20 protein-coding genes are annotated in these 22749 nt (G+C 33.2%); all 20 read left to right on the top strand.

Going from position 1 to position 22749, the window contains the following annotated elements; translation table 11 throughout:
• Positions 1 to 1109: UDP-N-acetylglucosamine 2-epimerase (non-hydrolyzing) (gene wecB, locus PHH50_03260; GenBank protein ID MDD3729304.1), on the top strand; the 1109-nt coding region annotated here is incomplete at its 5' end.
• On the top strand, positions 1106 to 2365 hold the full coding sequence (locus PHH50_03255) for a glycosyltransferase (GenBank protein ID MDD3729303.1): 1260 nt from the start codon (positions 1106 to 1108) through the stop codon (positions 2363 to 2365). The genes wecB and PHH50_03255, both read left to right, overlap by 4 nt.
• Positions 2366 to 2375: 10 nt before the next feature.
• On the top strand, positions 2376 to 3404 hold the full coding sequence (locus tag PHH50_03250; protein ID MDD3729302.1) for a glycosyltransferase family 2 protein: 1029 nt from the start codon (positions 2376 to 2378) through the stop codon (positions 3402 to 3404).
• Between the two features lie 7 nt (positions 3405 to 3411).
• A complete protein-coding gene (locus tag PHH50_03245) occupies positions 3412 to 3750 on the top strand; it encodes a hypothetical protein (GenBank protein MDD3729301.1) in 339 nt (112 codons plus the stop codon).
• Complete coding sequence (locus PHH50_03240; protein MDD3729300.1) at positions 3740 to 5608, top strand: ATP-grasp fold amidoligase family protein; 1869 nt, start codon at positions 3740 to 3742, stop codon at positions 5606 to 5608. Before PHH50_03245 ends, PHH50_03240 begins: the two co-directional genes overlap by 11 nt.
• A gap of 14 nt (positions 5609 to 5622) precedes the next feature.
• Positions 5623 to 6384: a CDP-alcohol phosphatidyltransferase family protein gene (locus PHH50_03235; GenBank protein ID MDD3729299.1), complete on the top strand. Its 762-nt coding sequence runs from the start codon at positions 5623 to 5625 to the stop codon at positions 6382 to 6384.
• A 15-nt stretch (positions 6385 to 6399) separates the two neighbouring features.
• Entirely contained in the window at positions 6400 to 7161 is a 762-nt protein-coding gene (locus PHH50_03230; GenBank protein MDD3729298.1) for a CDP-alcohol phosphatidyltransferase family protein, read from the top strand.
• Between the two features lies 1 nt (position 7162).
• Positions 7163 to 8257 carry a glycosyltransferase gene (locus PHH50_03225; GenBank protein ID MDD3729297.1) on the top strand — a complete coding sequence of 365 codons (1095 nt, stop codon included), beginning with the start codon at positions 7163 to 7165 and terminating at the stop codon, positions 8255 to 8257.
• Positions 8247 to 9176 carry an NAD-dependent epimerase/dehydratase family protein gene (locus PHH50_03220; protein ID MDD3729296.1) on the top strand — a complete coding sequence of 310 codons (930 nt, stop codon included), beginning with the start codon at positions 8247 to 8249 and terminating at the stop codon, positions 9174 to 9176. The genes PHH50_03225 and PHH50_03220 overlap by 11 nt, the downstream gene beginning before the upstream one ends.
• Positions 9177 to 9180: 4 nt before the next feature.
• A complete protein-coding gene (locus PHH50_03215) occupies positions 9181 to 9924 on the top strand; it encodes a class I SAM-dependent methyltransferase (protein MDD3729295.1) in 744 nt (247 codons plus the stop codon).
• Entirely contained in the window at positions 9921 to 10514 is a 594-nt protein-coding gene (locus PHH50_03210; GenBank protein ID MDD3729294.1) for a sugar transferase, read from the top strand. The genes PHH50_03215 and PHH50_03210 overlap by 4 nt, the downstream gene beginning before the upstream one ends.
• Before the next feature lie 2 nt (positions 10515 to 10516).
• The gene (locus PHH50_03205) at positions 10517 to 11326 is read left to right on the top strand and encodes a transketolase (protein MDD3729293.1); all 810 of its coding nucleotides are present in this window, start codon (positions 10517 to 10519) and stop codon (positions 11324 to 11326) included.
• Positions 11319 to 11816 (top strand): hypothetical protein, encoded by a 498-nt coding sequence (locus PHH50_03200; protein MDD3729292.1) that lies wholly within the window; start codon positions 11319 to 11321, stop codon positions 11814 to 11816. Before PHH50_03205 ends, PHH50_03200 begins: the two co-directional genes overlap by 8 nt.
• The gene (locus PHH50_03195) at positions 11813 to 13048 is read left to right on the top strand and encodes a pyridoxal phosphate-dependent aminotransferase (GenBank protein MDD3729291.1); all 1236 of its coding nucleotides are present in this window, start codon (positions 11813 to 11815) and stop codon (positions 13046 to 13048) included. Before PHH50_03200 ends, PHH50_03195 begins: the two co-directional genes overlap by 4 nt.
• Before the next feature lie 13 nt (positions 13049 to 13061).
• Positions 13062 to 14240 (top strand): DegT/DnrJ/EryC1/StrS family aminotransferase, encoded by a 1179-nt coding sequence (locus PHH50_03190; protein MDD3729290.1) that lies wholly within the window; start codon positions 13062 to 13064, stop codon positions 14238 to 14240.
• Positions 14233 to 16050 (top strand): nucleoside-diphosphate sugar epimerase/dehydratase, encoded by a 1818-nt coding sequence (locus tag PHH50_03185; protein ID MDD3729289.1) that lies wholly within the window; start codon positions 14233 to 14235, stop codon positions 16048 to 16050. The genes PHH50_03190 and PHH50_03185 overlap by 8 nt, the downstream gene beginning before the upstream one ends.
• Positions 16051 to 16097: 47 nt before the next feature.
• Positions 16098 to 18119 carry an O-antigen ligase family protein gene (locus tag PHH50_03180; protein ID MDD3729288.1) on the top strand — a complete coding sequence of 674 codons (2022 nt, stop codon included), beginning with the start codon at positions 16098 to 16100 and terminating at the stop codon, positions 18117 to 18119.
• Positions 18120 to 18132: 13 nt separating this feature from the next.
• A complete protein-coding gene (locus PHH50_03175; protein ID MDD3729287.1) occupies positions 18133 to 18837 on the top strand; it encodes a YdcF family protein in 705 nt (234 codons plus the stop codon).
• Positions 18838 to 18914: 77 nt separating this feature from the next.
• Positions 18915 to 20246: a prepilin-type N-terminal cleavage/methylation domain-containing protein gene (locus PHH50_03170; GenBank protein ID MDD3729286.1), complete on the top strand. Its 1332-nt coding sequence runs from the start codon at positions 18915 to 18917 to the stop codon at positions 20244 to 20246.
• A gap of 12 nt (positions 20247 to 20258) precedes the next feature.
• The coding region (locus PHH50_03165; GenBank protein MDD3729285.1) for a hypothetical protein at positions 20259 to 22749 on the top strand (2491 nt) is incomplete at its 3' end.

The following is a 22749-nucleotide window of genomic DNA, read 5'->3' as shown; positions in this document are numbered from 1 at the left end:
AATCAAAATTTAAATTATTGTTGATAGCGGGTGCTCGTCCTAATTTTATAAAAATTGCATCCTTGATTGAAGAAATAGGAAAATACAATAGTATAAAGTTGGTTTTAGTGCATACTGGACAGCATTATGACCATGAGATGTCAAAAATCTTTTTTGATGAATTAAAGATTCCCTTGCCTGACTATAATTTAAAAGTAGGCTCAAAAAGCAACGTTTTACAAACGGCAACTATGATGAGAAGGTTGGAGCCGATTATTCTTAAAGAAAAGCCAAACTTGGTTGTTGTAATTGGTGATGTGAATTCAACATTATCAGGGGCTCTTGCGGCCGTAAAATTACATATTCCCATTGCTCACATAGAATCAGGTCTTCGCTCTTTTGATAAAATGATGCAGGAAGAAATAAACAGGCGCCTTACAGACCATGTTTCCGATATTTTATTCGTTACCGAGCCAAGCGGGATTAAAAATCTTCTTTCGGAAGGGATTTTAAAAAAGAATATTTATTATGTGGGAAACACAATAATAGATACTCTTATAAAACAAAAGAAAAGGATAGAAAAAGAGAATTTCGTTAAAAATTTGGATTTAAAGGAAAAAGAATACTGCCTTTTGACTTTTCACAGAGCTGAAGCAATTTATAATAAAAAGTTATTAAAAGAATTTATAGCCATTATAGAAGAAGTCCAAAAATCAATAAAAGTTGTTTGGCCCGTTCATCCCGGAACAAAAAAGACAATAAAAAACTTTTTCCCTAGTTTAAAAATTGAAAAAATGGAAAATTTGATTGTTTTGCCTCCCGTAAGTTATTTAAAAATGCTAAATTTAATTATGTTTGCTAGTTTTGTAATGACCGATTCCGGGGGAGTGCAGGAAGAATCATCTTTTTTAAATATTCCCTGTTTAACTCTCAGAAAAAATACTGAAAGACCAATAACAGAAGAAGTTGGAACCAATACTGTTGTAGGGATAAAAAAAGAAAAAATTCTCTATGAAATAGGTAATATTTTAAAAGGAAACGGAAAAAAGAAGAAGAAAATAAATTACTGGGACGGAAAGGCGTCAAAAAGAATTGTAAAAGCTATTCTTAAAAAATTCGGCCAATTATGAAAAAAGTTTTGATTATAGGAAATTTTTGGCCCTATAGGAAAGGAAGCCGTCGGATAACTTCTCTTGCTAAATGTTTAAAAGAGTTCGGGTGGAGTCCTGTTATTTTAACCGGGTCTATTTCTCAAAAACCGGATTTTAAAGTCAGATACATAGAAGTAGATTATAAAGAAGCATGCTTTATTGGTCCGAAAATTGATTTTAATAAAAAAGAAGATTCTAAAATCAAAAGGATACATCTTTTTTTAAAAGCAGTGCTTAGATATATTAAGAAAAAAATTTTAAAATATGCCAGCGAAATTGTAACTTACCCTGATAAAAATAAATACTTTAAATATCCTGCTTTTAGAGAAGCGAAATTACTTTTTAAAAAAGAAAAAATAGACGCTATAATCAGCATTTATCCTATTAGTAGCCACTTTATTGCTAAAAAGCTGAAAGTAAAATACAATGTTCCTTGGATTGCCGATTTTCCCGATTTATGGTCGCAGAATTGCAATTATAGCCATGGAACATTAAGAAAATTGGCTGATAAAAGAATGGAAATAAAAACGCTTTTTTTTGCAGATGCTTTAATCACAGTTTCAAAGCCCTTGGCAGAAAAACTTTCTAAGTTGCATAAGAAAAAAGAAATTTATGCAATTCCCAGCGGATTTGACATTAAAACTTTTAATTCAAACTCCTCTAAGTTGACAAATGAATTTACAATTACTTATACTGGAACTTTTTATAAAGAAAAGAGAACTCCTTTAAAATTGTTTTTAGCGTTAAGAGATTTGATTGATAAAAAAGTTATTAACCCGTATAATGTGAAAGTAAGATTTTTCGGCCCAAAAACAGAATGGATTGAAGAAATGATCATTGAAAACGGTCTTTCTGATATTGTTAGGCAATATGGAACTGTAGACATTGAAACATCAGTTCAGAAACAAAAAGAATCACAGGTTTTACTTTTGTTAAAATGGGAAGACCCTAAAGAAAAAGGAATTTGCGCGGGGAAAATATTTGAATATTTTGCCTCTAAAAGGCCTATTTTAACTACAGGAGGATCAAAAGATGTTATTTCAGATTTGCTTGAAGAGACAAAAGCAGGCATAGATGCTTTGGATATTGAAGAAATAAAAGAAGCCCTTAAACTGCATTATTTTGAATATTTAAAAAATGGCAAAGTAAGCTATAATGGAAACTTAAAGAAGATTGAAAAATACAACGAACTGGAAATGGTTAAAAAATTTGCAAATATATTAAATAAATTTTAATTTTTTAAAAATGTCCCAATCATTTGTTTCAATAATAATTCCTTGCAGAAACGAAGAGAAATTTATTTCAAAATGTCTTGATTCTTTTTTAAAGCAGAATTATCCCAAAGATAAAATGGAGATTTTGGTAATTGACGGAATGTCAACTGACAAAACAAGAGAAATTGCAAGGGAATATTCTGAAAAATATCCTTTTATAAAGTTAATTGACAATAAAAATAAATTTACTCCTTTTGCTTTAAATTTGGGAATTAAAAATTCAAAGGGGGACATAATAACTATTGCCGGTTCGCATACAAAATATGATAAAGATTATATCTTAAAGTGTCTTAAATATTTAGAAGAATATAAAGCTGATAATGTCGGAGGAATATTAAAAACGATTCCCAAAAAAGATACCTTGATTGCCAAAGCTATTGCTTTTTCCCTTTCTTCTTTTTTTGGAGCGGGGAATTCCGCTTTCAGAACAGGAGCAACCAAGCCGAAATTTGTTGATACTGTTTTTGGCGGCTGCTATAAAAAAGAGGTTTTTAATAAAATAGGATTATTTAACGAGAATCTTATCCGCAGCCAGGATATGGAATTTAATATGCGCCTAAAAAGAGCAGGAGGGAAAATTCTTCTTTCTCCCGATATAATTGCTTATTATTATCCCAAAGATAATTTAATAGATTTTTTCAAGCATAATTTTAAAGACGGTTTTTGGGCGATTTACCCCTTGAAATTTGTCAAAATTCCCTTGAAATTCAGGCATTACATTCCTCTTATTTTCATCTTAATCCTTTCTGTTTCTTTTATTTTTCATTTGCTTGATTTTGTTTTTTTTACCTTTTTATTCCAATTTACAATTGTTTCTTATCTTTTGTTTTCATCTTTTTTTTCTCTTAAGATAGCGGTCAGAGAAAAAGATTTGAAATATTTTTCGATAATGATTTTGGTTTTTGCAATTCGCCATTTTGGGTATGGTATCGGCTCATTATGGGGAGTTTTTAAATTAATTAAAGAAGGGCCTTTTGAAAAAGAAAAAAAGGCGTTTTAAAAAACAAATGTATTTATTTTTCTTAGCGGGTTTTTTAGGAGGAATAATAAGAGGGGGAGTTGGAATTATAAAATACAGTCAATCCTATAAAGATGTTAAGCTAAACCCTCTTTATTTAGGTATTACTTTAAGTGGTTCAGGGCTAATCGGGCTTATCTGTGCCTGGATTACTAAAGATTTAGGGGTATCTTTTCTTGGAATGGAAACTCTTCCTTTAAGTTTTGCCGTTGTGATAGGGTATGCCGGAGGGGATTTTATAGAAAACATATTTAAAATTATTGTTAAGGAGCCGGATATTTTCCAGTTTTTAAGGAAAGTGGCAAAGAAGAAGGAAAATGAAAATTGACAACGGCAGAATAGAGAAAGGAGTAAAAGATTCCTATGAATTGCCAAATCGTGTCCTTGAATCTATTCCAAAGCCGCTTGTTACGGTCCATATAATTACGTATCAGCACGGATCTTACATAAAAAAATGTATTGAAGGTGTTTTGATGCAGAAAGTGAATTTTCCTTTTGAAATAATAATAGGGGAGGATTTTAGTACCGATAAAACCCGTGAAATAGTTTTTGATTATGCTAAAAAATATCCTCAAAAAATCCGTGTAATAACTGCAGATTATAATGTTAAAGAAAAGGCAAACACGACTCGGTGTATGAGAAGAGCAAGGGGAAAATATATTGCAATATGCGAAGGAGACGACTATTGGACCTCTCCTTATAAACTGCAAAAACAAGCTGATGTAATGGAAAAAGACGATTCAATTGCGATTGCCGCTCATAGAATTGAGTATATTGATGAAGAAAAACAACATTTATTTTCTAAATTTTCGAAAGAAGAAAAAGAAATAGGAAATATTTTTGATATTTTGGAAAGGAATTATCTTTTTGCGTGTTCTGTAATGATAAGAAGAAGTATGATTCCATTTAAAAAAGTAGAGAGAGTTTCCTCTTTCTTAATTCAAGGAGATTGGCCCTTGCTTGTATTTACCGCAGAAAACGGAAAAATATATTTTTCAAACGAAATTATGGCGGTTTACCGCCTTCATAAAGGAGGGATATGGAGTTCGCTTCCCATTAAAAAAAAAGCGAAATTTGCCATTGAAGCTCGAAAGGCGGTAATCAAAGAAATAAAAGGATTGTCAAAATCAAAGAAAAGGGCGATATTCTTTAATAGCAACCTTAGATGGTCAAAAAGAGCATTCAGTTACAATAAAAATCTGGCTTTTTTTCTCCTTATTAGGGCTTTTTTTTCAAATCCCTTAAAGACAAAAGAAATATTGGAAACTGGAAGTTCTTTTGTTTTTGATTTTTTAAGATTTGCGATTATTTCTTTAAAAAAGAGTAAACTAGGAAAAATATCGGCAGGAAAGATATTAATAGATGCTTTTTTGTGGCCGTTTGATTTTATAAGCATTATGCGAAAATACAAAAAACAATTTAAATGTTTTCCGAATATTTTTTTCCCAAAGACCTTTAATGAAAAAATCCAAAGAAATAAGCTTTTTTACAGAAAAAAAAGGCATATTATTTTCGCAGATAAAATTGCTGTTAGAAATTATGTGGCAGACAAAATTGGAGAAGATTTTTTAACTAAAGTTTACTGGACGGGAAAAAATCTAAGAGATATTGAAAAAGAAAAGCTTCCTAAAAAATTTGTTATAAAATCAAACCATGCCTCAAGTCAGATTATTTTTGTTAAAGATAAAGATAATTTTGATTGGGAAAAAGCAAATAAAGAAGTTAAAAGATGGCTTGATATAGACCATTCTTTATACAGAGGTGAATGGCAATACAGGTGGATTAACCCTTCTATTCTTGTTGAGGAATATTTAGAAGGAAAAGAAGAAAACGACAATGTTCCCTTAGATTACAAATTTTTTTGCTTTAACGGAAAAGTTAAAATCTTCCAAATTGATTTCAATCGTTTTTCAAATCATTCCCGTCTTTTGTTTGACCGCGACTTTAATCTTTTAAATGTCAGATTGCGCAGGTTTTTGTATGATAAAAAAGTAAAAAAACCGGCCTGTTTTTCAAAAATGATTGAAATAGCTGAAAAGTTGTCACAGGGAGAGCCCTTTTTAAGAATTGACCTTTATGATGCTAAAAAGCCGATATTCGGAGAAATAACGCTTCATCCGGGAGCCGGTCTTGAGAAGTTTTATCCCAAAGAGTGGGATTTAAAAATAGGGCAATTAATTCCATAATGAAAATTATATAAATGACGCTTTCCTTATCTTTAGAAAAGATTCGCAGAACCGCAAAAAAGACAAAATGCAATTTGTGGTCTAAATACGTAATGCGTCCCCTTGGGGATATTTTTGCCGTTCCTTTTGTTTATTTTGACTTTAATCCTCGTATTATAATTTTTTTCCGTTTTATTTTGGAAATAACAGGGGCTATTCTTTTTTTGTTCAATTATTTTATTTTAGGAATTACTTTAATTTTTCTTGGCAGGGTTTTTGACCAAGTTGACGGCAATGTGGCAAGAGCTCTTGATAAAACATCAGCATGGGGAAGATATCTTGATGAAATAGCAGATATGGTTGCAAAAATAATCCTTTGGAGCGCCATTTCCTTTATTCTTTTTGAAAGCTACTCTCAAGGGAAAAGCCATATAATCTTTTCTTATCTTGCTTTGTTTATTCCTCTTTTAGAACTTTTAATGTTTCATGCAAGAGACAGGGCAAGTCTTTATATCCGAGAAGGAAGAAAGAGCAATAAAGAAAAAGTTTCTCGTTTTTTTTCCAAATCTTCTGTTAATAATAAGTATAAAGTTTTGTATTTTTTCAGGTCTTCGTATGATTTTATTTCAATGTTCTGGCTTAGTATTTGTATTCCTTTTCTTGTATTGTCCGCTATTTTTGGCAATTTCCACTTTTATGTTATTTTTGCAGTTTTTTTCCAGTTCCTTTTCTTTTTTTATGAAATTTCAAGAAAGATGTTTTATGACAGGTTGATTCTTAAAAAATACTCTCTTTAAAAATTATTTTAAATAATGACTTTTTTATCATCATTTATATCCGTTCAAAATAATTTTAAAAAAACAAAAACCAATATATGGCGAAAATATGTTGAGCGATTTTTGGGAAGGTTTTTTGCCGTTCCTTTTGTTTATTTTGACTTTAATCCTAATGTAATTACTTTTTTCCGTTTTATTTTGGAAATAACAGGAGTGTTTTTCTTTCTAAACCGTTATTTTATTTTAGGAATTACTTTAATTTTTCTTGGCAGGGTTTTCGATAGTGTTGACGGCAATGTGGCAAGAGCTCTTGATAAAACATCAGCATGGGGAAGATATCTTGATGAAATAGCAGATATGGTTGCAAAAATAATCCTTTGGAGCGCCATTTCCTTTATTCTTTTTGAAAGCTACTCTCAAGGGAAAAGCCATATAATCTTTTCTTATCTTGCCTTGTCTGTTCCTCTTTTAGAACTTTTAATGTTTCATGCAAGAGACAGGGCAAGTCTTTATAAACATAGAGGGGAAAATAAAGATGGGAAAGAAATGAAAGAATTAAAAAAAATACCTTCCAATAGTATTTTTTACAAAATAAAGAGTTTTTTTAAATTTTTATCCGATTTTATTCCAATGTTCTGGCTTGGAATTAATTTTCCCTTTTTTGTTCTTTCTGTTATTTTCGGTATCCTTCATATTTATGTTGGATTTGCTTTCTTTTTCTGGTTTTTAATTTTTTCTTTTGAATTTTTAAGAAAGGTATTTTATGATAAGCTGATACTTGAAAGATATCCTTTATAACATGGCTAAAAAAAGAATATTAATGATTGTTCCTTCTCCCTTGTACCTTGAAAAAGGATCTTCTTTGAGGTCCTATGGGGTCTCTGAAATTCTTTCGGAAAAATATTTTTTGGATATTGTAATGTATAATATGGGCAGTGATTTTACGCTTCAGAATACAAACATTCACAGAACTTTTTCTTTTTATAGTCCTGTTCTTCAAGTCGGAAAACCTTCTTTTTCCAAAATTATTCTTGATTTTTTCCTTTTTATCAAATCTTTCAGATTAATTTTAAAAAAGAAGCATGATATAATTCATTGCGAGGACTTTGAGGGGGCCTTTATAGGATATGTTCTTTCTTTTTTCTTTCCGAATAAAAAGATGGTCTATAATCTTCATAATAGAATTGAAGACAACCTTTATCAGAACAATGAAAGATCAATAATTATTCCATTTGCTCTTTTTTTTGAAAAGCTGATTGTAAAAAGAATGGACCTTGTAATCCTTAATTGGGAAAAATATTCAAAAGATGAAATTTTCAAAAAGAAGAAAAAATTCCTTTTTTATGATAAAATCAGCTTGGAGGATTATCCTTGCAATCTTCCAAGCAATAAGTATATTATCTATGCAGGAAACTTTAGAAAAGTTCAAGGGATATCAGAGTTTCTGGAAGGATTTATGGAAATAAAGACAGATGTAAAGCTGGTTTTGGTCGGTAGCTTGAGTAAAGAAATAAAAAATCAGATTGAGCAAAAAAATCTTAAAGACAGAGTTTTAATATTAGGAAAACTGCCGCTTCAAAAAACAAATTACTTGATAAAGAACTCATTATTTGCCGTTTTGCCTCGCCTTAAAGGGGCGGCAATGAAAATGATAAATTATTTGATGCTTTCTAAAATAATACTTGCAAAAGATACGGTTTACAGCAGAGAGCTTTTAAAAGATAATTTCAATTCTTTTCTTTATAAAGACAAAGAAGATTTGAAGAAAAAGTTAAATTTTCTCTTGGATGGAAACTTTAATGAAAGCAGTATTAAAGAGGGGATTCAAGAAACAAAAAAGAAAATAATTAAAAATTGGAGCAAAGAAAGATTTTTAAAAGAATATGAAAAATAAAAGAATTCTTGTTACCGGCGGAGCCGGTTTTATAGGAAGTAATTTGGTTGATAGATTAATCGAAAAAGGAAATAAGGTTGTTGTAATTGACAACCTATCATCTGGAAAAAAAGAAAATCTTAATCCGAAAGCAAAGTTTTATAAAATCGATATTTGCTCTTCAAAGATTGAAGAAATTTTTAAGAAAGAAAAGCCGGAAATTGTTTTTCATCTTGCGGCAAAGATAAATCTTAGAAAATCAATAGATGACCCGATAAGTGACGCAAAAGCAAATATTTTGGGATCTTTGAATATTTTTGAAAATTGCAAAAAAAACAATGTTAAGAAAATTGTATTTGCTTCTACCGGAGGAGCGATTTACGGAGAAGATGGCCCTTTTCCTTCTTCAGAAAATTTTATAGAGAAACCTCTCTCTCCGTACGGGATTGCAAAGCTTTCAGCTGAAAAATATCTCTATTATTATGAAAAAGTTTTCAAAATTCCTTCTGTCTCTTTGCGCTTTTCAAATGTTTACGGACAAAGGCAAAATGCCAAAGGGGAAGCGGGAGTTATTGCTATTTTTTCAAATTCAATGATTTTAAAAAAACAGCCCCTTATATTTGGAAACGGAAAGCAAACGAGGGATTTTATTCACGTTGACGATATTGTTTCTGCTCTTGTTGCTTTTTCAAAAAAGAATGTTTCAGGAGTGTTTAATGTCGGTTCTCAAAAAGAAACGTCGGTAAATGAAATTTTCAGAAAGATAAAAAATCTTACAGAATTTAAAAAAGGGCCAAAATATGTTTTGCAAAAAGAGGGAGAACAGAAAAGATCCTGCCTTGATATTTCAAAAGCGAAAAAAGAAATTGGTTTTGGTATTTCTTTTGATTTAGACAAAGGATTGGAAAAAACAGTTTTGTGGTTTAAAAATAACATTTAATTTAATGGAAGAAAGAAAAATAAAAGAAATTGAATATTATAATAAAAATACAAATCAAGAGTTAAGGGAAAGGGACTTTGAAGGCTTTGATTCATTTTCTCTTGGAAGTTACAGATTTCTTAAAGATTTTTTCATTAAAAATTTCAAAGGAAAAAGAATTCTTGATTTTGGATGCGGAAACGGAATACATACTTTTTGGCTTCAGGACTATGGAGAGGTAATAGGCATTGATCTTTCCGATAATTCTTTAAATATTGCAAGAAAAATAGCAAAAAAGGCAAAATTTATTAAAATGGACTGCGAGAAGTTGGATTTCCCGGATAACAGTTTTGATATTGTTTTTGACGGAGGAACTTTTTCTTCTCTTGATTTTGACAAAGCTCTTGAGGAAATAATAAGGGTTTTAAAAAAAGACGGTACACTTGTTGGAATAGAAACACTTGGACATAATCCTATTCTTAATTTAAAAAGAAAACTAAAAAGAATTGCCGGGAAGAGGACAAAGTGGGCGGAAAAGCATATATTCAAAATAAATGACTTTAAAAAAACAAAAGAACGGTTTACTCTTCATAATGCTTATTTTTTCCATCTTTTTTCATGGATTGCTTTTCCTTTTTTAAATTTTAAAACAGGAAAGAATATTTTGGAAATTCTTCAAAAAATGGATTCTTTTTTTATTTCTCTTTTCCCTTTTTTAAAAAAATATTCTTTTAAAATCGTCTTCGTGTTTAAAAATCCGAAAAAATGACAAAACGCATATTTGATATCATATTTTCCCTGTTTGGGATTGTTATAACTTTTCCGATTTGGATTTTAGCGGTTTTTTTAATAAAAAAGGATTCTTCTGGTCCTATTTTTTACATTGCAAAGAGAATAGGGAAAGGGGGAGTGCCCTTTAGAATGTATAAGTTCAGAACAATGGTTAATAATGCCGATAAAATAGGCGGGCCTTCCACTCCGGGAGACGATATTCGGCTTACAAAAACTGGAAAGTTTCTTAAGAGATTCCAGATTGACGAATTGCCCCAGCTTATCAATATATTAAAAGGGGATATGAGTTTTGTCGGGCCAAGGCCGGAAGTTAAAATGTACGTTGATATGATGACAGAAGAGGAAAAAAATGTTATTCTCTCCGTAAAGCCGGGAATAACCGATTATGCTTCTTTGTGGAATTTTTCAGAGTGGAAGGTTCTAAGCGGAAGCATGGATCCTGAAAGGGATTATTTGGAAAAGATAAGGCCGAAAAAGATTCGTCTTCAGATAAAATATGTAAAAGAAAGAAATTTTTGGATAGATATTAAAATAATACTAAAGACGATTTTGAAAATTTTTCAATAAATATGGCAGAAAATAAAATAAAAAAATACGAAAAAGAATCAAGAAAGGCCCGCATCAAGGTTCTTGAAATGATCTATGATGCCCAAACAAGCCATATAGGTTCCAATTTTTCGGCGATAGACCTTCTTACTGTTATTTACGATATGGCCAAGGTAGATAAAGAGATGAAAAAAGATAGAGACAAAGTGGTTGTTTCAAAAGGATGGGTTGCCGCTTCAATTTATTATTTCTTAGCCCAAAAAGGAATTATTTCTAAAGAAGATTTAGAAAAATACTGCAAAGAGGACAGTCAATATATAGGTTTAGTGGAACCAAACGTAAGAGGGATAGAGGCAAGTGGCGGTTCAATGGGATTCGGGCTTCCCTTTGGAACAGGTTTTGCTCTTGCAAAGAAAATAAAAAAAGAAAAAGGAAGGGTTTTTGTCTTAATGTCAGAGGGAGAAATGCAGTGCGGAACCACCTGGGAATCTGCCCTTATTGCGTCTTTCCAAAAATTAGATAACCTTGTTATTGTTATTGATTGCAATAAATTGCAGGCGATGGGAAAAGTTAAAGATGTTTTAAACATTGAACCGCTGAAAGAAAAATGGAAGGCCTTTAATTTTGAAGTTAAAGAAATAGACGGCCATGATTTTAAAGAAATAGAAAAATCTCTTTCTTCTTTTAAAAAAGGGAAGCCGACTGTTGTCATTGCTAAAACAACAAAAGGCAAAGGAGTTTCATTTATGGAAAACGACAACCAGTGGCATTATCGCGCTCCTGAAAAAGAAGAATACGAAAAAGCTCTAAAAGAATTAAAAAAAAATGGCTAAAATAGTTAAAAAAGAGGATACAAGAAGGGTTTTTATTGAAACGTTGAATAAGCTTTCAGAAAAAGACCCTAATATTATTGTCATTATCTGCGATGTCGGTTTTAATTATCTGGATAATCCAAAGAATAAATTTAAAGTTTTAAATTTGGGAGTTACAGAACAAAGCTCAATGATTATCGCTTCGGCCTTGGCTCTTTCCGGTTTTAAAGTATATATTTACAGCATGATAAATTTTGTTTTATTCAGGCCAAGCGAAATGGTAAGAAATGCGGTTATAAAGCACAGTGCAAACGTAAAGATTATTGGAGTGAAGGGGAGTGAAAAATACAAGTTTTTGGGATTCAGCCATAATCTTCTGCATGACAGGGAAGATGTTGATTTTTGTAAGAATATAGGATTAAAATGGCATGCTCCGGAAAATAACAAAGAGGTTGAAAAAGTTATTTTAAAAACATACAGGGAAAATTCTCCTTGCTATATAAGATTATGAAACAAAGATCGGCAATAGGCGCCTCCGGACATAAATTCAGGACAAAAAACATATCAAAAAGAGCCCAAAGAATTGTTATTTCTCCGATAAAAGAGATGTCTATTTTGGCTGATAATTTCAAAGAGGAAACGGGAGAAAACGTTATTTCTTTCGGCCAGGGGATTCCCTATTTTGATACCCCTTCCTATATAAAAGAAGGAATTAAAAAATCACTAGATGATCTTAATACCGCCAAATATACTCTTGAACCGGGGATAACAGAGCTTAGGGAGTTAATCGCAAAGAATCTTCAAAAGGAAAAAGGAATAAAGAATATTCTGCCAAAAAAAGAAGTAATGGTAACTGTCGGATGCCAGGAAGCAATGGCCTGCGCCATTGCTACCGTAATTGATAACGGAGACGAAATTCTTATTCCTTCTCCCGGATTTGCATCCCATATAGAACAAGTATTACAGTTTGGCGGAGTGCCTGTTTTTTTCCCTTTGAATGAAAATAAAGGATGGAAGATTGAAAAAGAAAAAATAGAAAAGAAAATAAGCAAAAAAACAAAAGCCATTATTTTTTCAAATCCTTCAAATCCGACAGGATCTGTTCTTGGTAAAAAAGAAATAGAGGATTTAGCAAATATCGCAATAAAGCACGATCTTATTATTATAACAGACGAGACATATGATTTTTTAGTTTACGACAATACAAAACATATTTCCTTGGCATCAGTTTCAAAAATTAAAGATAGAATAATTCTTTGCGGCAGTTTTTCAAAAAAATATGCAATGACCGGATATAGAGTGGGATATGCTTTTTCAGACCAGGGGATTATTGACCATATGTTAAAAGTTCATGACGCCCTTGCAATTTGCGCTCCGGCTATATCCCAAAAAGCGGCAATTTTCGCCCTTTCTTCTTCTAAAGATTCGATTTCTTTTTTCAAGGATAAATTATCAGAAAACAGGGATTTAATGTGCAAAGAATTAGATAAGCTTGATTTCATATTTCAATATCAAAAGCCAAAAGGAGCATATTATATCCTTGTAAAGTATAAGATTCCAAAGATTGATTCTTTTAACCTTGCTTTGAAGATTTTGAAAGAAGCGAAGGTGGTTGTCATTCCGGGAGCCGCTTTCGGGCCAACCTGTGAAAAGCATATCCGTTTTTCATTCGCTTGTTCAAAAGAAGAAATAAAAGAAGGATTTAAGCGGTTAAATAATTGGGCTAAAAATATTAAAATTTAAAAATATATTGCATATGAAAATCAAGGTTCGTTTTGCAAATCCTCAGAAACAATACCAAGACCACAGAGACGAGTTTATAAACTCTTTTGACAGCGTTCTTTCAAAGGGCGATGTTGTTATGAGAAAAGACCTTGAGGAATTTGAAAACAAAATTGCAAATTTTGTCAAAGTAAAATATGCAATTGGGGTTAATTCCGGAACATCAGCTATTTACTTGGGATTGAGGGCAGCGGGAGTAAAAGAAAAAGACGAAGTTATTACAGTTGCTCATACTTTTATCGCCAGTATTTCTACTTCCTATTTACTTTCTGCAAATCCTGTTCTTGTTGATATTGGAGAGGATTTTAACATTGATAAAAGAATAATAGAGAAGGCCATAACTCCAAAGACGAAAGTGATTTTGCCGGTTCATTTAAACGGGCGTCTTTGCGATATGGAAGTTATTGAGGATATTAGCAAGAGGAAAGGATTGCCTATTGTAGAAGATGCGGCCCAGTCCCTCGGGGGCAAATTTACAATGAAAAACGGAGAGGTTAAAATGGCCGGATCTTTCGGCCTTGCTGGCTGTTTTAGCTTGTATTTTGCAAAAGGGCTTGGCGGATGGGGAAACAACGGTATTTTAACGACAAACGACACTGAAGTTATGGAAAAGGTTCGTCTTATGAGATACAATGGAGAAGACAGGGGAAAAAGGCATTTTTATTACCACAGCCATAATCTTTTAATGGATAATCTTCAGGCGGCTCTGCTTAATGTTAAATTCAAATATTTTCCAGAATGGCTAAAGAGAAGAAGAGAGATTGCCAAAATGTATGATAAGGGGCTTTCTAATGTCTCTGAAATTAAAGTTCCTTTTTTTGGCGATAATCGTTTCTTTGATGTTTATACAAATTACGTAATTCGGGCAGAGAGAAGGGAAGAATTAAAGAAATACTTAGAAGAGCAAGGAGTTGAAACTCTTGTTTCTTGGCCTTCTCCAACTTACAGAGAGCCCGTTTTTACGGATAAAAAATTCAGCGAAGGTTTTCCTTTTCCTCGCCTTGTTTCTTTAAAGGGAGAGAGCAAAGAGCTTCCTGAAACCGAAAGGGCTTGCGGAGAGGTTCTTTCTTTGCCGATGTATCCGGAACTTAAAAACGAAGAAGTAAAATATACAATAGAAAAAATAAAGGAATTTTATAAAAAGAATGATTAAAAAAACCCCATTTACAAGAACTCTCTTTTTTCTTTTTTTTGATTTTATTTTGATCTCTTTTTCTGTTTTTTTCGCCTTTTTTCTTCGTTTTGAAGGAAATGTTCCTTATGAATATATAGAAGGAGGGATGATAGGAGAAGTTGTTATTCTTTCTCTTCTTTTTTGTCTGCCTCTTTTTTATCTCTTTAAGCTCTATTCTTTTTCTTGGACTTTTGTAAGCTCTATGGAACTGAAAGCTCTTTTGAAGGCTACCTTTTTGGGATTCTTTTTTACCGGATTTTCCATATTTATTCTCCAAACTTTTGAGGGCTTTCCCCGTTCAACCCTTGTAATTTCCTACCTTCTTATCTTTATCTTTTGCGGAGCTGTTCGCTTTAGCAAGAGATTTTATCTTGAGACCTTCAAAAAAAACCGAGGAGTAAAAAGAAAAACTCTTATTGTCGGAGCGGGAGAAGCGGGAGAGCAGCTTTTGCGCGGCATAATACAAAACAAGGAAAGTTTTTATAACCCTGTCGGTTTTGTTGATGATAGTGTCGCAAAACAAGGAATTCTTATTCATGGATTGAAGGTTTTTGGAAAAATGGAAGATATTCCAAAAATTGTAAAAAAGGAAGCAATTGAAGAAATGATTGTCGCTCTTTCTTTTGATAAAACATTTGCGATAAAAAGAGCGGTTGAGCTGGGAAGAATGTCGGGCATAAAAAAGATTAAAATAGTTCCTCCGATAGAGGAAATAATGAAAGGAGAGATATCGGTTGGAAATCTGAAGGAGGTTGATATGGAGGACCTTCTTAAAAGAGACATTATATCTCTTGACCTGGAAAATATTGAAAAGTTTATAAAAAACAGGAGGGTTTTTATTACCGGAGGAGCGGGATCTATCGGCTTTGAGCTTGTCTGTCAGATTGCAAGACTTAATCCTTCTTTGCTTTTAGTTTTAGACCAGGATGAAACGGGCATTTTTAATGTTTCAAAAGAACTTGAAAAATTCTCCGGATTTGAAAAGAAATGCATTGTCGGAGACGTAAAGGACAAAGAAAAAATTGAAAGCATTTTTGAAGAGTTTAAGCCGGAAATAGTTTTTCATGCTGCCGCCTACAAACATGTCGGGCTTATGGAGGAATATCCCGAAGAAGCAATTAAAAATAATATTTTCGGAACCAAAATTATTGCAGAAGCCGCGGCCAAAAACAATGTTGAAAAATTCATTATGATTTCAACTGACAAGGCGGTCAATCCTACTTCGGTAATGGGAATGACAAAAAGATTCGGGGAAATAATATGCAGAATGCTAAACGGCAATACAAAGTTTATTTCCGTCCGTTTTGGAAATGTCTTGGGCAGCAGAGGAAGCGTTATTCCCTTGTTTAAAGAGCAGATTAAAAGAGGAGGTCCGGTTGAGGTTACTCATCCTGATATGAAAAGATATTTTATGGCTACGGAAGAAGCGGTTGCTCTCGTAATCCAGGCGGCCCAAATGGGAGAAGGCGGAGAGGTTTTTGTTCTTGATATGGGAGAGCCGGTTAAAATTTACGACCTGGCAAAAGAAATGATACGCCTTTCCGGATTTGAACCTGATAAGGATATTGCGATTGTTTTTACAAAAGCGTCTCCCGGCGAAAAGCTTTTTGAAGAAATATTAACCGAAAAAGAGGGGACTGTTGCCACAAAAAACAGAAAAATATTCAAAGCAAATCAGGAAGATGCAGTAGATAAAGAAAAGCTTTCTTTGTTTTTAGATAAGATGAAAGAAGGCGCTCAAAAAGAAAAGATAAAAATTCTTATGGAAGATTTTTTAAATCTTAATTAATAAACAATTTATATTGTCTTTGCTTTTAAAATTGATATAATAAAAAAATGAGTTACAAAATAAATAATGAAGATAATTTGACTTTTATTTTCAGAAACGTTGCTTTTATTGCCGTTCTGCTTTCTCTTATTGCTCCTCTTGTTATTTCAAAAGACATGTTTTTCCCTTTTATAGGGCCAAAGAGCATTTACTTTATGTTTTTTTCCCAGATTGCTTTTTTCTCCTGGCTTGTTCTTGCGATTCATAACAGAAATTTTCTTCCTTCAAAAAATATAATTCTTTTTTCTCTTTCTCTTTTTATCGGGGTTCTTTTTTTAAATTCATTTTTGGGAGAAGATTTTCAAAACAGTTTTTGGTCAAATCATGAGAGAATGACCGGTTTTTTAATGCATCTTCATTTGTTTGGTTTTTTCCTCGCTGCGACTTCTATTTTCAGAAACTGGGAATGGAAAGTTGTTTTTTCTTCAAGCGCTTTTATCGCTTCTGTTTTGGGAATTATTGCAATGTATGACAGATTTGTTGGAATTGAAACAGTAAGCTTTAGCGGGGGAGCGACTACCGGAAATACTTCCTTTATGGGAACTTATCTTCTTTTTAATGCTTTTATAGCATTGTATCTCTTTTTGAAAAATAAAGATTACTACAGAATTTTGGGAGGTATTTTTTTTGCAATAATTTCTTTTTCTCTTATATTTAATCCTGGAGGAAGAGCTGCCCTTATTTCTTTTGTTTCCGGAATCATTTTATTTTATCTTCTGTTTTTGCTTTTTGAAAAAAAAGGATTTTTAAGAATTTTATCAGGAATTATTATTTTAATTGCTTTTCTTTTTTCCATAGCAGGATTTTTAATAGTCCTTAACCCTAAAAGCGAGACGGCTCAAAGCTTTCTTTCAAAATCAAATCTTGGAACAATAGGAGGAAGAACGATTGTCTGGGAAATTTCCTTAAAGGGATTTTTAGATAAGCCGATTTTTGGATGGGGGCTGGAGAATTTTCCTCTTGCTTTTTCAAAGCATTATAACCCTTGCCTTGGAACAGAAAGATGCGGAGCTGACACTCTTTATGACAGGGCCCATAATTTCTGGCATGACAATCTTGTTTCTTTTGGCATAATCGGCTCTGTTTTTTATTTCTTCCTTTTTGGTTCTGTTCTATTTTTCCTGTGGAGAAAATATTTTAAAAAGGAAACCGGTTTTATTGAAGCGGGAATATTTACTTCTCTTTTTGCCGCATATTTTGTCCAAGGCCTTACTGTTTTTGACGTTGTTAGCAGTTTAATTATGCTTTTTCTTATTCTCGCCTTTATTTCCGGGCTTTCAAAAAAAGAAGAATATTCTTTTGAAAAAGTAAAAGATCCAAGCGTCATTATAATATTTCTTATTTTTTTGCTTTTTCTTTTTTACCTTAATTATTTTGTAATAAGGCCTTATAAAGCGAGCACTTTAATAATAGAATCCTTTAGAAGCGAAGTGGGATCTGAAAAGAGAATTGAACTTGCAAAAGAAGCAATATATATCTCTCCTTTAGGAAGAGATCATATAAGAAAGCAGATGGCATCAAGAATTATTGCTTATACGGGAAAAAGCAGTGGCGCTCTAAACGAGATAATCTTTTTTATAAACGAGCTTGAAGATGAAATTTTGCGTTCTCCATTTGACTATAACAGCCATATTTCTTTGGGACGCCTTTACCTTCAATATGTCAATATTTTTATAGCCATAAACGAGAGAAATGTAACAGAAGAAATTTTAGACGAGGCAATGGTTTATGTAGGCAGAGCAAAAGAGGTTCTGGAAAAAGCAATTGAGATTTCTCCAAAAAAACAAACAGCGTATTGGTTTTTAGCGGAAGCAAAGGTAAAAGAAGGCAATCCGGAAGAGGCGCTTTTGCTTACCCAAAAAGCCATTGAACTTGAGCCGGGAATCATGGAATCCCATTTTTATTCGATAAGGATTATTAAAGATGTTTTAAAAAATAGAGAACTTGCAATTGAAAAAGTGGAAGAAGCCAAAAGAATAAATCCTAATTGGGATTTTAGCCCTCTTTTTAATTCAAATGCTGACTATTAAAAATATATCGCAATTGTTTCTTTTACCCAGCGTTCTTGCGGCCTTGTTTTTTCTATTCGGGGCCTTTTTTCTCTTTTTGAAAAAGAAAAAAACAGGAAGAGCTTTTATTATTCTCTCTTTTCTTTTTTACTATGCTTTTTCCGTTTCTCCTGTTTCTGATTTTCTTCTTAATCCTCTTGAAAAAGAATATTCTTTCTTGAAAGAAGAAGAAATGGATAAGGCAAATAAAGTAGTGCTTCTCTTAGGAGGAAGAGAGAGTGATATTTTAAGAGGAAGCGAGGTCTTGCGCATAAGCCATACTTTAAATCATAGAGCCGGTATTATTATTTCCGGAACGGATCCTTTAAATCCAAAGAGCGAAGAGGCCTTTGCGGTTAGGAATTTTTTTATTTCCAGAGGAGTCCCGTCTGAAAAAATAACCATAGAAGGAAGTTCAAAAAATACTTGGGAAAACGTAAGGAACGTAAAAGAAATAATAAACGATGAACCCTTTTTTCTTGTTACTTCTGCCTATCATATGAACAGGGCGGTTAAAGAATTTCAGAGAGTCGGACTTTCTCCCATTCCTTCTCCAACGGATTTTAAAAGAAAAGGGGAGTATAATATGTTTGATATTTTTCCATCTCCTGAAAATTTGAAAAAATCCGATCTTGCGACAAAGGAGCATCTTGGAGAAGTTTATTATAAAATTTTGTTCTTTTTTGAAAAACAAGAATAAAATAGCTTTCTTGTATTTCCTTGTTCTATACTTTTTGGTATAATAAAACGTAGAATTAAAAAAAGGAAAATTGCAGTATGATAAAAATATTTGGAAAAAACTTTAAGAAAAAAGGATTTACTCTGGTAGAAGTTTTGCTTGTGGTTTTTTTCTTGGGTGTTTTGGCTTCGACTGTTGCCGGATATCTTTCTTCTTCAAAAGATTCAGGGAGAGATTCAAGAATTTCTTTGGGGATAGCCCAGGTTGATTCGGTTGCCGAAATGATACACTCAAACTACGGAACCTATAACGCTCTTTGTTCTAGCGGAACATCTTTATCAAATGAGAGAGGACTTGATGTTATCCAGGAAGATATAGAAAAACAAGGAGGAACTGTTGCCTGTTTTGCAGACGGAGATAATTATTGCGTTTCGGCTCGTCTTCATAGAAGCGGAAAGTATTTTTGCATTATGGACGATAAAAGAGCAAGTATTGCAAATGGAGGATGTATAAGCGCTACGGTTGGATGCGGAGAGGAAATTCCCGGAGAAGAGGAGGAAGAGGAAGAGGAGGAGGAAGAAGAGCAATGTACTAAAACGGAGGGAACTGCCATAAAGATTGCTGGAGGACAAACTCATTCTCTTGCCCTAAAATCAGACGGAACCGTTTATGCCTGGGGAAGAAATATTCGCGGTATACTTGGAGACGGTACTACTGTAAGCAAATATATTCCCGTCCAAGTCAAAGGAGTCGGAGGAGTTGGCTATTTAGCAAATATTGAGGAAATTGCAGCAGGAGATCTTCATTCTCTTGCCCTAAAATCAGACGGAACCGTTTATGCCTGGGGATCTGGTTCTGCATCGGGAAACGGTGATTCTTCTGATAAATATACTCCAGTCCAAGTAAAAGGATTAGCTGGCGTTGGTTATTTGACCGGTATTACAAAAATTGCAGCTGGAAGCTACCATTCTCTCGCTCTAAAATCAGACGGAACCGTTTATGCCTGGGGAGGCGGTGACTACGGTCAGCTTGGAGACGGATCAAATAATAGTCGTCTTACTCCCATCCAGGTAAAAGGAGTCGGAGGAGTTGGCTATCTAACTGATGTTATAGAAATTGCAGCTGGAAGCTACCATTCTCTCGCTCTAAAATCAGACGGAACTGTTTTTGCTTGGGGGAATAATACTTTTTGCCAACAGGGAAACGGAACAACAACTAATTGGCCGCCTACTCCAGTCCAAGTAAAAGGAGTAGGTGGTGTCGGTTATTTGACCGATATTGAAAGTATTATGGGAGGACTTTATCATTCCCTTGCTCTAAAATCAGACGGAACTGTTTATGCCTGGGGAGGCAATTCTTTTGGAGAACTTGGAGACGGAACTACGACATCAAGATGCACTCCTGTTCAAGTGAAAGATGTAGTTGAATAATATTTAAAAAATATGAAATTTTTTTCTAAAAAAATAATATTTACAATAATTGCCCTTTTTTCTCTCCTTGTTATTTTAATTGGATTATTTTTCTTAAATCAGAAAGAAATAATTACAATAAGCATACCTGGAGAAGATGATATTGAAATAGGAATAGGGAAAGATTCGGGAAATCCTTATGCCAAGATAAATAAGTGGAAAGGAGATGCCAGTTTTTATATTGAATATGCAGGAGAAGAAGGGATTTTTGAGATTTCTAAAGAAGAAGAAATAATAAAAGCAAAAAACGGCAATAAAGAAGTGCATTTTTATAGAGTTGGTAATTCTGAAAAAAAAGATAATTTAGTAGAGCCGAATATATTTGGTTTTTTTAGAAAATTAATTGGTACTTCTAAAACTCTTGCTTCTGAAAACGAGAAAGTTTTACGATATTTTAATTTTGGCGCTATTGATTTATATAGCATGAATGCCTATTACGAAATATTTCAGCATAAAGACGATTATTCTCCGACAATAACATTATATACTTCAAATGAAGATGGCTATCAATTTTATGGAACTCGCGAAACAGAAAGAGATTTGCGTTTTGAAGATGTGGATCTTCCGATTGGAAGATACGCAACCATGGAAAAAGGAGACGGAAGTCCCGTTGTTTTTGTAAATAAGGAAGGAATTATCAGTATTACTCTATATAATAAGGAAATATCAAAAGATCCAGAAAAGTACATGGATATTGTAACGGACGCTTACGATGAAGTGCTCAAGGATTATGGTATTGACAATGTCAAAAGTTTTTCAAATACAATGTACTATCTTGACGGCATAAAGCCGAAGATAGTTGGTAGAAAATCCGTTGACGGCGACTATATTCATTTTGCTTTTTATCTTGATTCTCCTCTAAAAGACGACAGATTTTTAAAAGCGACAAGAGATTATTTGAAAGCATTTGAAGTTATTGTTTCTCTTGATGGCTTAAGGAGTATTAATAAAAACATAGATTATTCATTTGGAGAAAAGATAGTTGAAAAAATTGCGGAAAAAACAGATTTAGAACTGCTGAAAGATTCGCTTACCATTGAAGAGACAGAAATTGTAAATTCTTTAAAGGAAGAGTTAGATTCTAAAGAATGGATTAAGTATTCCGAAAGAAAAGATTTGGTTCAAAAACAAAGAATGGAAGATGTCGAGAAATTTGAAATAGAGCTTGTCTTAAGAGAAAAACCCAGTACAAATTTATTTGAGTATAAAATAGAATCAGAAAATCTTCTCTTCTGGTATCAAGGAGAATTAACTAAAGAAGAGACAGAGGAAGGATTTCATAGGCCGGAAGATATTATTGGTTCTTATGCTGTTTATCATAAGGACCATGAAAAAACAAGAAGCAAAGAAGAAGCGGAAATATATGGAATTGGAAAGGCGTTTCACATATATAGGCCAAAAATAGTTGATGCTTTAGGAAAAGAGGTTTGGGGAGAATTAAATATAGACGAAGAAAGAGAAATTTTAAGTGTAAAGGTTTCTCAAGAGTTTTTAGACAATGCGATATATCCTGTAAAAGTGGATCCTACTTTTGGATTTACGAGTAAGGGATCTTCAGATAGAAATATTGGAGGATCAATTATGGGAAGTTTTTTTCAATCTCCGAGTTCGGCTCAGACGGGAATAAGTGTACATACCCATATTAGAAGAGATAAGTCGGGGAATTTTAAAATAAGAAGTGGTGTTTACGATAGTGACTATAATTTTTTAACCAATGGAGCAACGGGCGAATATTTAAGTAATTGGGAACCTGATACTGAAAACTGGATTACTCTTAATTTTTTAAGTGCCCCTTCTTTTTTAGCATCAACAAACTACCTTATTGTTTCTATGGGAGATGTCTCAAATACTCATATTGCTTATGATACCGTATCAGAGTCAATTGGAAGAACGAAAGCAGTTACATATGGCAGTTTCCCTTCAACCTTAACCGATTATAATAGTGATACGTTTAAATACAGTATATATATAACAAGCGAAGAGGTTGTTCAAGAACAATTATCTACTCCTCAAAGCCTTTCAAATACAAGTATAACTACAAGCGGATTTACTGCAAACTGGAATAGTGTCGCAAACGCTGATGGCTATACCGTGGAAGTTCATTCAAACGACACTTACAGTAATTTAGTTCAATCCCAAACTCCTTCAGAAACATCTCAATCGTTCAGTGGTCTTGATGATGATACAACATACTATTGGAGAGTAAAAGCTACGGCAAGTGGATACACCGATTCGGAATGGGCAAACAGTAGTGTGACAACGGATGCGGAAGTAGCAGGAGGCGGTTATCTGTCGAGTGTTGTTGCTATTTTTTCCAAGGGAACTCATTCTATGGCTCTAAAATCAGACGGCACGGTAGTTTCATGGGGGTATAATACATATGGCCAGCTTGGAGACGGCACCACGACAGACAGGTCAATTCCAGTAAAAGTAAAAGGCCCTGGAGGAACAGGATATTTATCAA

Source organism: Candidatus Paceibacterota bacterium, assembly GCA_028697015.1.
Classification (GTDB): domain Bacteria; phylum Patescibacteriota; class Minisyncoccia; order Minisyncoccales; family GWA2-38-27; genus JAQVFW01.
Note: the sequence above shows the minus strand (reverse complement) of the source record. Positions and strands in the feature narration are given on the sequence as shown.